10 protein-coding genes and 1 pseudogene are annotated in these 11724 nt (G+C 67.4%); 1 reads left to right on the top strand and 10 read right to left on the bottom strand.

Going from position 1 to position 11724, the window contains the following annotated elements; all coding sequences use genetic code 11:
• The 7 genes from ACFU6I_RS45425 to ACFU6I_RS45455 form a co-directional block, all read right to left on the bottom strand.
• Positions 1-370 (bottom strand): hypothetical protein (locus ACFU6I_RS45425; protein WP_384379528.1); only part of this gene is annotated, 370 nt, incomplete at its 3' end.
• Between the two features lie 348 nt (positions 371-718).
• Positions 719-1036: a hypothetical protein gene (locus tag ACFU6I_RS45430; protein ID WP_384379531.1), complete on the bottom strand. Its 318-nt coding sequence runs from the start codon at positions 1034-1036 to the stop codon at positions 719-721.
• A 162-nt stretch (positions 1037-1198) separates the two neighbouring features.
• Positions 1199-2053 (bottom strand): hypothetical protein, encoded by an 855-nt coding sequence (locus ACFU6I_RS45435; protein WP_384379534.1) that lies wholly within the window; start codon positions 2051-2053, stop codon positions 1199-1201.
• Between the two features lie 177 nt (positions 2054-2230).
• Positions 2231-2413 (bottom strand): hypothetical protein, encoded by a 183-nt coding sequence (locus ACFU6I_RS45440; RefSeq protein WP_384379537.1) that lies wholly within the window; start codon positions 2411-2413, stop codon positions 2231-2233.
• A 650-nt stretch (positions 2414-3063) separates the two neighbouring features.
• Complete coding sequence (locus tag ACFU6I_RS45445; RefSeq protein WP_384379555.1) at positions 3064-3804, bottom strand: DUF899 family protein; 741 nt, start codon at positions 3802-3804, stop codon at positions 3064-3066.
• Between the two features lie 63 nt (positions 3805-3867).
• Positions 3868-4209, bottom strand: a complete 342-nt coding sequence (locus ACFU6I_RS45450) for an ArsR/SmtB family transcription factor (RefSeq protein ID WP_384379540.1) — start codon at positions 4207-4209, stop codon at positions 3868-3870.
• On the bottom strand, positions 4206-4697 hold the full coding sequence (locus tag ACFU6I_RS45455) for an ATPase (protein WP_384379543.1): 492 nt from the start codon (positions 4695-4697) through the stop codon (positions 4206-4208). Before ACFU6I_RS45455 ends, ACFU6I_RS45450 begins: the two co-directional genes overlap by 4 nt.
• A gap of 698 nt (positions 4698-5395) precedes the next feature.
• Between ACFU6I_RS45455 and ACFU6I_RS45460 the strand changes: the two genes are divergently transcribed.
• Positions 5396-5893: a hypothetical protein gene (locus ACFU6I_RS45460; protein ID WP_384379546.1), complete on the top strand. Its 498-nt coding sequence runs from the start codon at positions 5396-5398 to the stop codon at positions 5891-5893.
• A gap of 795 nt (positions 5894-6688) precedes the next feature.
• On the opposite strand, the gene ACFU6I_RS45465 is transcribed toward ACFU6I_RS45460, so the two are convergent.
• The 3 genes and pseudogenes from ACFU6I_RS45465 to ACFU6I_RS45475 form a co-directional block, all read right to left on the bottom strand.
• Positions 6689-8176: a S1 RNA-binding domain-containing protein gene (locus ACFU6I_RS45465; RefSeq protein WP_384379550.1), complete on the bottom strand. Its 1488-nt coding sequence runs from the start codon at positions 8174-8176 to the stop codon at positions 6689-6691.
• A 598-nt stretch (positions 8177-8774) separates the two neighbouring features.
• Complete coding sequence (locus ACFU6I_RS45470) at positions 8775-9518, bottom strand: AAA family ATPase (RefSeq protein WP_384379553.1); 744 nt, start codon at positions 9516-9518, stop codon at positions 8775-8777.
• A pseudogene (locus ACFU6I_RS45475) lies at positions 9515-11108 on the bottom strand (Mu transposase C-terminal domain-containing protein). Before ACFU6I_RS45475 ends, ACFU6I_RS45470 begins: the two are co-directional and overlap by 4 nt.
• Positions 11109-11724 lie beyond the last annotated feature (616 nt).

An 11724-nucleotide genomic window follows, 5' to 3' on the forward strand; every position in this document is an offset into this window, starting at 1 on the left:
GCGAAGGCGTGGCGGGCCAGGCTCCGAGATACCAGTGCAATGCAGCCGGGACGGTGCCTACTACGGCAGCGAACTCCCCTTCGAAGCTCCCGAACAGCACGTCTTCTTCCAGCCCCAGACTCAGCGGCAGAAGTTCCGCCATGTCTCGGGAGCCGACGGGTAGCTGATGGGGCTGGAACGACTTGGTCTCGGGGTAGTCGCCTGACTCGAACCAGGCTCCGGCAGGAAGGACGTAACGAACCCGCTGCACCTCTTCAGCTGTGTACAGCCTCGCCCACAGACTGACCTCGGCGAACTGAAGAGTCTCAGCCAGCCCGAATAAACGCTCGGCTACTCGAAAAGCATATGCAGCGTCATCGGTGTGCATCACCGGGTACGCGTATGAACTCCCCATGATCAAGAATTCTGGCAGGGTCGGCCTTACCCGGCCAGCCAGATAAGGCGACTGTCGTTCGGGTGGGGCCAGATCAACTTCCTACGCGCCATGGCGCCAAGCTCGGTCCGTATGGCGGAGCCAACCAAAGTGCTTACAGACAACCGCTCTTCCTCGCGAGCCGGGTATGACCTCGCAGCTCCTTGAGGTCGGTTGTCCTTGCTTCGTCCGGAGCGACTGATCCGTCCCGCAGATGGTGCAGCCCCGCGCGCCCAGCTCGGCCACGCCGGACAGGCGCTTTTGCCGCTTGGCCGTCCGCTGATCCACTGCCCGCACCACTCGACGCTACCGAGCGTTGGCGTTCCCGAGTTCGACAGCCAGCGCAGCCATGTCCCGCAGGTGCTTGTAGTACTCGAACGCTCCATCCTCATCATCGATCGACGGCAGGACCTTCTCAACGACCGCAAGGCAGACGAGCAGGATCTTGCGACGCTTCTCATCAAGAGGCCCTGACAGCGACGAGACGACACAGCCGGCGATGTCCGCGTCGAGCAACACCATGTCTTCGCCTTCGATCTCTCGACCACGCATGTGTGGTGGGAATGGCGCACGCATGTGCTCTTCCCACATCCGTGAGAGCAGGTCCACTTCCGATTCACTCATGTTCGCGATCATGCCTTACAGACGAGACTCTGCGGGAGAAAGCTCCCGCAGAGCCGTCGGATGACCGCTCGACCCGCTTCCTCGGCCACTGCCACGGCAGCCTGGTTGCCGACGCGCCGGTGCTGCCAGATCTCGGGTTCTGGTTCAACTTCTGTGCTGCGGTCACAATGGGTGAACAGTGGATGTCTGGGAGCGCGAAGGATCCGTAGGCCAGAGCGATGTCTCCCCACCCGGGCCGCTTGTCCCGTTGCCCGGCCACACAGAACAGTGTTCCGCCAGGTGACGGGCGCGAAGCTCGCGAGCTGCGATGTCGTCCGCGTTCTCCAAGCCGCTGATGTTCTGGCCCCATGCTTTCATCGCGTCCAGGACGAGCTCTCGGTAGTAGTTGTCGGGGCCGGCGACCAGCAGGCGACGTGCGTGTTCGACCAGCTTGCCGCAGTGCACGATGAGAGCAGGGTGTTCTGCGAGGGGGATCGCGGTGACGAGAGCCGCATCGCGTGTGCCCGCGCTCTCGTGGCCGAGAAGGGGATGGACTGCGGAGAAGATCGCCGGGCGCAGGTCTCGGAACGCGCGCATCTCCGGGTATTCGTCGAGAACACCCTTACCGAAGTGGCGCTCGCCGATGGCGACGCACTCGTCGGCGGCGTCGTAGGCAATGTTGCTGAGCCCTTCAAGCAATCTCACGAGGGTCGGGCGGTGCGGTGGCCGCTCGGCATCATGGCCGAAGTCGCCTGTCGCGATGACAGGGTGGTCGAGGATGGCCGCGACGTACAGTGCTATGGGCGCGGCGGCCTCGTAGATGGTGTTCTGATCATTCACTGCCCTGAATGCGTCATCGGCAGCAGCCGATCTGACGTCCGGGTCTGAGTCGAGGAGGCGCACCAGTGCGGCTGGCAAGGCTTCTCCAGTCCCGTACGCGGTGGCCAGCGACGCCCAGTCCGTACCGTCCAACAGGTCTTGGAAGTGCGGTAGCTCGTCGAGTTGAGGGCTCTCGGTCCACCTGGGCTTGCTGGTCACAGCCGGAGGCTACAGGCCATCGAGCCGGTGGTGTGCACGGCTGGAAATGCCATCCGCCACTGAACGTGGCCGCATCACAGAAGCTGAGCCAGAACCCGAGAACGGGAGTCGTTTGTCGACGGCTTCGGGAGTCACCATGTGGGCCGGTCCCTTGATCAATGTCGATGAGTTCGGGAGTCACTCACGGCCCGGCGGGCGGTTCAGAGGCCATCCCTCCACGTAGGCCCTGAGGCGTCGCCGCTGTCGTTCCTCGTCCGCGATCCGGTCCGCGAGGATGGGGCGGTCGATGTACGGCGCGGCGGCGCCGAGGACCAGGCGCTGAAGCTCGGCCGGGTCGAGTGCCTCCACCTCCCACTGCACTGGCCAACCGGGGTCGAGCCCGTATCGGCTGGCGAACCCCGGCCAACGAGGGTCACCGGCCCTTCCCGCAGCTGGGGCAGCTCGTAGTCGTAAACCTGGTCGTGGGTGAGCAATACGCGTTCCACGTGGCTCCAGCAGTCCGTGCGTGCCACCCAGTCCCGTTCGATGTCGGCGCCCGAGGCGTCGAAGTCTCCGACGTTTCTCCGGGGCGCCGCGAGCGCGCGGTTCGAGTTCTCGCAGCTCAGAAGCGGTTGGGACGACCCTAGCGTGTGCAACAGGTGTGGTGCACGGAGCCTGACGCAGATTCACTCGGTCGATGGCCGGGCCTTGGGGAAAATCGGTACAGCCGTTGGCTCGTGATTGATCGTGGTCGCTTAGCGCAGTGATCGGGTGCTGCGCAGAGGTTCCCGGGAAGATCGGCTTTCATTGACCAAGGCGGGATCGCGTGGTGTGCGGATCATGCTCTCCCTGGACGAGCCGATCTCGCCGCGGCTTGCAGGAGGAACCTGGCGTCACTATGCCCCTGGTGACCACTCACGGTGACCACGAGCAGCAGCTGACGAATATGCGACTCCGAAATTCGCGAGGCCGGTAGTTCAACCGGCTGATCGCCGACCATCCGGGACTGCGAGCCGACTGTGCCGTCATGGTCAAGGCGTGAGGTCGTCGGAGCGCCCGGCCTCGATGCGGGACCACTGGGGGATGGGACGTCCGTTGCTCCGCAGGCCGACGTGGTCGGCGGGTGTGCCCTGGCCGCGCGGCCAGCCGGGGGGCGAGTCCTCCCACAGCTCCTGGCGTCCGTACACGGTGAGGTCCATGAGTGCGTAGCTGTAGTCCATCGCCTCCACGCCGCGCAGCGTCGTCCAGTAGGTCTCGTAGACGCGGTCGCCGTCGCGCAGGTAGCAGACTAGGTGCATCATGCCGACGTGGCGTCCGACCAGGAGCTCGTCTTGCGACGGGAGGGCCGAGTACCACGGCACCTCCCAGCCCATGAATTCCTGGTAGCGGTGGCTTTCCTCGTACGGGCCCTGACAGAAGACCGCGTAGGTGATGTCGCGGGAGTGCAGGTAGGACAGCTCCTGGACCTGGGTGGTGACCCAGGTGCAGCCTTCGCATTGCCCGGCCGCGTCGTGGCCGTCGTGCCACATGAGGTAGTAGGCGATGAGCTGCCGGCGCCCTTCGAACGCGTCGAGCAGGGTGACCGGCCCGTCCGGCCCGGTCAGCTCGAGGTCGGCGGCCACCTCGACCATGGGCAGCCGGCGCCGGGCCGCGGCGATCGCGTCGCCTTCCCGAGTGTGCGCCTTCTCGCGGACTCGCAGTTTGTCCAGTTCGGCCTGGAAGGCGGCCCGGTCGGCCACCGGCGGCAGCGCCGACGCGCGGTCGGGGCCCACCGTCCTGCTGTCGTGCTCGGTCACGATCGTGTCCAATCGTCGTAAGTCATCAGTCGTCTTCCGTCAGTCGGAGGCTTCTGGGATGTCCGGGCCGGGGCGCTCCGCCAGTTCCTTGATGCGCAGCAGGCGCATCTCCCAGGAGCGGCCGATCCGGTCCAGTTCCCGGGCCAGCTCGCCGAGCAGGGCGCCGACGGCGAGGTAGACGACCTCGCGCCCGCGCTGCTCGGGCTCGACCAGCCCGACCTCGCGCAGCACCTCCAGGTGCTTGCCGATCGCCTGACGGCTTATCGGCAACACCTTGGCCAGCGCGGACGCCGACATCGGGCCCTTGCCGAGCCGGGTGAGGATCTCCCAGCGCATCGGATCGCCGAGCGCGGCACACACGACGGGGAGGGTGACGGTCACGGCTGCGTCGTCGGGGTCGGCGCGGACTTCTCGACGAACACCTTCGCGGCCTTCAGCTCGGCGAGCCACCCCTTGTCGTTGCCCTCGCGCTCCTTCAGCCACGTGGCCGGGTCGTCGGCGAGGCCGGAGAAACCGCTCTCGACGACGCGCAGCGTCACCCCGCCGCCGTCCCGTTCGTCGATCCAGAACTCCACGAGGGTCGAGGGCGTCGACTCATTCCGGAACGGGGTGCCGATCCAGCGGAACGCAGCGTAGCGGGGCTTGTCCAGCGTCACCGTCCGGAACCGGTACTCGCCCAGCGTCGGATGGCGCAACACAGCCACGTCGCCCTCCCAGCGCAGGTCCGGGTCGGCCTCGACGGCACCGTCGTTGACATACCAGCCGGGGCGCGAGATCAGCTCCCAGACCCGCTCGACCGGGGCGTCGATGTCGATCTGCCGGGCGATCCGGTCGAGCTCGGCGAGTTCGGTGTCGGTGGTGTCGTTCACGGCTTCCTTCCTCGGGTGATTCCCACGTAACGATCTGCAACTCAACGATTGCACATCGGAACCCATAACTACAACCGACCGATTGCAGTTGTATCGCGCCGTTGAGCGCCGCCCCACGCTCCACCCCCGTTGGTGAACCGCAGCAGCGGTAGTACATCGCGTGCCGTAACGCCCGCGAACCAGAGCGGAGACGCTGTCCGAGAGGCGGTGCGGCTTGGTGGCGGCGCCGCCCTTGCCGCCACCCTCGAATCACCGCCGCCCGCGAGGCCACGTAGACCACTCATGACCGATTCCTCGACCGTCCCCGCAGCTTCGGCCCCGACTACGCCGCCAAGATTCACTCGCCGAACGGCAGGGGGCAGCCACTGCCGGGCAACACCGGACAGCGGCGACCAGCAACTATGACCAGCTGTCACACCCGATTGCTCTCTGGGATCATGAGGCAGCATCAGGCCCCTGCCCCTGGAGCACCGCTGTGGCAGTACGCCGCCTCGCCCCCATCTCCGCCTCGAGACCGGCACCGACTCCTACCACCTCGCCAGCACCCGCGCCCGAGCCGAAGAACACGCCCAAGCCGGCTGAACGAGCATGGCCACCCGGGAGCCCAGCCGATCCAGCGGGGCTCCCCGGACGGCTGGCCAGAACCCCAGTCTCGAAGCCCACGCGATGCTGACAGTGCCCTTTGGCATCATGCCCGCATGGATCTCCACCTCGCACCACCTACCGGCGTCGGCCCACTCCACATCGGTATGACCCGGCAGGACGCCAACACCGCGCTGGACTCGCTCCGAGACCTCTCCGCGATCTCGGAATCAGACCAGCCAGGACAGCACATCTTCCGTCCGAGCGGACTGATGGTCAGCATTCACTGCATGCGGGGAGTGCTTCTGGCGGTTGAGCTCGCACGCCCGATGGCCACGACAGACCGGGTGACCTTCCACGACGTGGATATCTTCGCCCTGCCGGCCCGCGAGGTAGTTACCCGCATGCGTGAACACACGCCGATCGAGGCCGATCGGGACGACCCCGCTTCGTTCATCGCCCCCGACCTCCTGCTGAGCTTCTGGCGTCCGTTCGAAGCCGACGACGACCCGGACGAAGAACAGGGCTACTACTTCACCACGGTCCTCCTGGCCCGACCCGGCTACTACGACACCCCCGCTGAAGCCGAGGAACGGCTCCGCCGGAACTCGTAGGCCCCTCCCTCTGCAACACGGCGACGGCGACGCCTTCAAAAGTCGGGTTCTGGCACACATTCCGTGAAAGATCTTGCTGGTTCTCGCCAGCAGGAGGCGCGCGCGTCATGTGAGCTGCGCGGACCACGCCTCACCGGGGTCCGGTGAGACCGGACTTGAGATCGCTCACGGAATGTGTGCCAGAACCAAAAGTCGTGAACATCCATCGCCTTCTTGATCACCTACTGCTGGCGAAACCCATCAACAAACGCTGTTCCTAGAAGTGAACGAAGCCAAGGAGGCGTATTCAAGGGTTTGACCTGCGGTTTCAGCGTCCGGAAACTCTTGAATGAGCCTCGTAGCACTGATAGGGGCAAGGCCCGCAACCAGGCGTGAGCCGATCCCCTCTCAACTGAGTTATGTAGGGGTGGCGGGCAAATGTGACACCGCCCGATGCCGTTTCTGGTTCTGGAGAGCAAGGGCTTCCCGGCGGAGCCGGCGCCGTCGCGGTGAAGTTCACCGCCTCGGGGTGCCTCCGGACATGAACATCGCCGGGGTCCTGCACGCGCACGCGGGCACACGTGCCGTGGGCCGGGGATTCACCGGATCGCGACGCTGATGACGACCCTGGCGACCCCGGCGAGAAGCCCAAGTCCGGCGCGGCCCGCAGGAAGGCGCCGGGGTCCGGCCAGGCCGGAGGGACGTGGACCTCGCGCAAGGGGTCAACGAGGTCGACGTCCGGGGCCAACTCGATGACGGTGGGCCGCCATGAGCAGCCTGGTAGAGGTATTCGGACGGCCTGCCGGTGGTCGGCCGTCAGTGGCCCATCGCTTGCCTCAGCGAGAGGGTGATCCGTCTGCGTTCGAGGTCGATGTCGAGAAGGACCACGCGGACGTCGTCGCGTTCGGACACCACTTCCTGGGGCTCGGTAACGTCGTGGTCCGCGAGTTCCGCCAGCGGCACCAGGCCCTCGATCCCCGGGGCGACGCGGACGAACGCGCCGAACGGCACCAGTTTGGTGACCTCACCCGAAAGGGTCTCGCCCGGGGTGTGCGCGTCGGCGAATCCCCGCCACGGGTCTGGCTGCAACGCCTTGATCGACAGGCTGACCTGCTCCCAGGCGAAATCGACAGAGAGGATCTGGGCGCGGATCTCGCGGCCGATGGGGGCGACGTCGGCCAACTCGAAGTGTTTCCAGGACATCTCGGGGATGCGCAGCCACCCGACGCCGCGACCGAGGTCGCCGTCCAGATCGACGTGGACGGCAATGTCGCGCAGACCGCTGGACACGACACCGGCCACGGTGTCGCCGACGCGCAGCGAGGCGAGGTAGCTGCGCAGCTCGTCGGCCCGGCTGCGGTCGGTGCGCCAGCGTGCCCGCAGCTCGCCGTCGGTATCGGGCAGCACGGCGGATGCCAAGGGCCGCCGGTCGGCGGGATCCAGCGGAACCAACGCGTACCGCCGCCCGGGCTCGCCCTTCAATCGTGCGCCTGTCGGGTAGTCGGCGATCCGCTCTTCGTGGAACCCGCCGGGGTACTGCTCGACCAGGAGTTGGAGCCGGTCCTGCCGGACGATCGCGGCGCTGACCGTGCTGGCGTCCTCGGTCAGGTCCGGCCATACGGCCAGCCGTGCGCGCGGTGTCAGTCCTGCGCGCAGTTCCTCGACGTCGGCCAGCGTCGTTGGCCGGTGCCACCTGTACGCGTTGCGGATGTACTGCTCCTCGACCAGGACCCCGCCGTGCTCGTCGACGAGCTGCGCCACCTCGCGCCAGAACTCGTCGTCGGCGGGGCGTTGTTCGTCGACCTGGTCGAGCGCAAGGTCGTACGGCGACTGCTCCACCCGGTCGACGTCCAGCCCCAGTGTCCGTGCGCGGGAGGCGGCCTCGTCCTGCTCGACCGCGGTCCCGACGTACACGTCGTACCGGGTTCCGACGTGGACGAAGAACCCGCCGTCGCCGACCAGCCGGCACCAGGTGCCCTCGCGCAGCACCATGGCGCGCACCAGGCCCATCGCGGTGCCGAGGTAGACGGTCGCGCCGTCGTGGTAGCCGGACAAGTCGTACGGAAACAGGCCGTCCAGTCCGTGGTGACCGCGGCCGCTTCGCACGGAATAGGAGAAGAACCCGTTCTTCACGGGGTTGTCGACGGTCAGGTGGGTGAGTCCGGCGTCGAGCGCGAACCCGATGGCAGCGGCCGCCCACATATTGGCCGCGCTCTCGCGGCTGTCGTAGGCGAGGGTGGTCCGGTCATCGATCCCTTCCGCGTCTGCGGCGAAGGTACGCAGCCGGTACACGAAGGGCGCCATGTCAGAGTCCGGCGCGGCTCGAAGGCGCCCCAAGGGCCGGTCGCGGGTGGACAAGAGACAAGATCATCCCGACACCGTAGCGATGTTCCGCACTCCGCGGAAGGCCACCGCGGAGCAGCACGCTATGCGGGGGCCTGGAGTGTTGTACGTCGAGGTTGTTGACGCGGTTCTCGTATTCGCGGCGCGCCTTGCGCTGCACGGGAACTGCAGTGGTGCTGTCGAGCGGCTGGCAGCGGGCCAGGAGTGCTCGGTGGAGCGCAGGTGCAGCGTTGACGCGCAGGGTGTAGCCCTGCCCTCGTCGTACGGCCACCCCCAGATCCAGCGCACTCCGCTCAGCGGGGTCGAGCTCGGTGGCGCGAAGGAAGTCTGCGACCTTGCCCGGCATGTCGAGCGGGACCGGCAGTTCCGGAGCCGGGGCGTCCTGGTGGTCCGGTGCGTGTTCGAGCAGGAGGTCTGTGATGGCAGTGCCCGGCAGAGCGGGGGAAAACAGGGGTCCAGAACCCAACGCGCGGGGCGTGGGCGGCCAAGGCGGTGTGGGTGAACGCGGCGTCGTCCCCGGCGTCGAGGACGACGGCCAGGCGGGGCGTGGCGGGTGGGCTCATGCGAGGCGGCTGAAGGCCCAGCGCAGCAGGTCGCGGTCCGGGCGCGGGCGGTCCATGCGCTCCATTCCGGTCCGTACATGGGCGGTCAGCTGCGCCCACGCCCGGAAGCTGCCGTGGGCGGCCTGTTCGTCGGCGAAGGTGATGTCGGCGGGGTCGGCGTCTTCCCAGACGGGGTGGAAGAGCGGGACGACGTCGAGGACCTCTTCAGAGGTGAGGCGGGTGAACTGCTGCCAGATGAAGATCCGGGAGGAGAGCATCGGCTCACGGCGCAGCACGGTGTGGGCGCCGCCGACGAAGACGATCGCGATGCGGGTGGCGGGCTCGTCCCACAGGTAGCGGAAGTACTCGAACGCCTCGCCGTTGAGCCACTGCGCCTCGTCGACGAGGAAGGTGCGGGGCCGCTCGGACAAGGCGGTCTTCAGCAGGCGGTCGAACTCGGAGGGGTGACGGGGCGGCTCCCCGCGCAGGCGGAGCGTCTCGAAGAGCTCGTAGCGGACCGCGCGTGCGGTGGGGCGGGCCCGGAAGGTGACCCGGCAGACCTCCTCGCCCCGGGTGTCCTCCAGCTCGTGCAGGCAGGTGTTGACCGCCAGGGTCTTACCGAAGCCGGCGTTGCCGTGGATGCACATCATCGCCCGCGCGGCGACCGTGTCCGCGATGTTCTCCCGCGCGGTCAGCAGCGCCCTCGTGGTCACGATGGAGGCGTCGGGCAGGTCGACGTACTGGTACGTGGGCGCGGTCACCGCACACCACCGCCCGCAGCGCCGTCCTCGTCACCAAAGACACCGGCCTCCGGTCCGCCGCCGGGCTCGTCGTCATCTGGCGCAAGTGACGTCTGCGGCCGGGTACGGGCCGCGAGGGAGGCCGGGGTACGCCAGTCGGGCGGAGGCGCGGCCGGCGGGATCAGGTCCGGCAGCGCCAGCCTCGACAGATCCGCCCGGTCAGCCACGGCCAACTCGGCAGCAGCCTCCATCGTGGACACCGCGTCCAGCCGCTCCGGCTTACCCGGCCGCGTCACCGCGGCATAGCGCTCGCGCTGGGCTGCGGCGAGGTCCTTGCGCAGACGCCGGCTGCGCGCGGCCCGAGCGGTGCGGACCGCGGTGATCTGCTCCGGGCTCGCCTCGTCCGCGACGGTCGCAGGTCCCAGGTAGCGGCCGGTCGTGGCGTCGAAGACCTCGATGCGGTGATCGTGGTGCGGCATGAACCGCACCCTGACCCCCGTACCCGCCAGGCCCGTCATCCACAGCCCCACATAGTCCCGCCTGCGGAACCGGACCCCGCGGGTGGAGATCACCCGGATCCGTCCGTCGTCCTCCAGCGTGAGCGTCCACAACTCCTCCGGGCTGACCTCCCGGACCGGAGTCGGATCCGCCTCCCAGGCCTGTAGCGGGGTCTTCCCGTCCAGCGGACCCGGCTGGTGGACGGTGTTCCACCACTCCACCCAGCCCAGCAGCCGGGCGGTGAAGTCCTCGAAATCGAGCAGCAGCTCGTCCTTCGGTCGGGCCCGGCGCCGGCCTGGGCGTGGCTGGCGCACATAGCCGGGCAACGCGGCGAGGAACATCGACTCCACAGCTCGGTTAGCCCTCGACCGTGCCCTTCAGGTGCGGGGTGTAGGCGGGCAGGTCCTCCACCTCGACCAGCAACGCGCCGAACGCGGCCGCGACCGTCTTCGACAAGAAGTCCTTGCCCCGGTTCACACGGACCTTCTCCGGCAGTCCGCCCTGCGGCCCGAACGGGTCATCACGCAACACCGCCGACCGCAGCGCGGCCAGCACCGACTCCCGCGACGGGTATCCGGGTGTGACCGCGACCCCCATGACCGTGTTCGTCGCGCAGTCCACGAACCAGGTGACCCAAGGACGACGGGCGCTGCCTTCAACCTCGACCAGAACGGGGGCCTGAACGCGATCGGCCTCCCACACCTCATTCCGCCACCCACGCGGCCGCGCCAGGAACACATCATGCTTACGGGCCTCACGCTCACCACCAGCAAGCCCCGCCGCAACCGCCGCACTCAGATCCCGCCGGATCGCACGATGCAACGTCTGAACCGACGGCGGCGGATCCCCCGCGCCCCGGTCCGCGCGAGCCGTTAGCTCACGATGGACAGCAGCGACGTTCCCCTTCCACAGACCGAGCAGAGCTCGGACCTCCGGGGTGATCATGAATCGCCCGTAGTACCGGCCGCTCTCCCCCGGCACCACGGCCCCATCCTCCGCGGCGGCCAACCACCGCCACACCGCCCGCTCCCGCACACCGAACGTCTCACCTATCGTCCGCACATGCTGGGTGGTCAGCTTCCCCTCCCGGCGCAAAGACAACAACCGGCGCACCGCCGGCCCCCGCAACGCCTGCACCGACGTCGCGGGCAACGGCCCGTCCGAACCCCCCGAGACCGGGAGCTGTACTTCCTCGTCCACCCGTCCCACACAACCGGCCCCCGGCCAGCCAATGGATCAGAACTCACAAAACTGAGACAGCGTCACCCCTGGAGCGATAAAGGCCAAGGACAGCGATCCCCCACCGATCTCTCACATCAAAGACAGTGACACCCGATCTCAAAACAGGCCTTGACCAGCACCAACACATCACAGCCCACTGTCTGCCATCCCACCGCCCCAAACCCGAGAGATCGCACCCGGAGCACGCTATTTCCAGACCGGTGCAGGCGGTAGCGGTGAAAGCGAATGTCGCATCGTGGTGAAAGATTCATGACGCCCATCAACCTCGCTAGCCTCCGCCGCGTGATCCGCAAAGAGAATCGCACGTACCAACCAGCAGCCAAGTGATGGGAACCACTGTTCACCACACCATCGACCGGTCTTGTTCACGCGAATGCGGTGTGAAGTGCAGCCGCCTAGTGTCTCGTGATCCTGTCCATGTCAGTTCGAGTTGTTATTGACGAGTTTCTTCACGTTGGTCGCGACGAGCCTGACCTTCGCGAGGACC

It is taken from the genome of Streptomyces sp. NPDC057486 (assembly GCF_042802415.1).
In the GTDB taxonomy this organism is placed as follows: Bacteria; Actinomycetota; Actinomycetes; order Streptomycetales; family Streptomycetaceae; genus Streptomyces; species Streptomyces yanii.

Bases quoted from the DNA above. Each gene is read 5' to 3' on its own strand.
- ACFU6I_RS45430 (WP_384379531.1), bottom strand. From the start codon at position 1,036: ATGAGTGAATCGGAAGTGGACCTGCTCTCACGGATGTGGGAAGAGCAC.
- ACFU6I_RS45465 (WP_384379550.1), bottom strand. From the start codon at position 8,176: ATGGCGCCCTTCGTGTACCGGCTGCGTACCTTCGCCGCAGACGCGGAA.
- ACFU6I_RS45460 (WP_384379546.1), top strand. From the start codon at position 5,396: ATGGATCTCCACCTCGCACCACCTACCGGCGTCGGCCCACTCCACATC.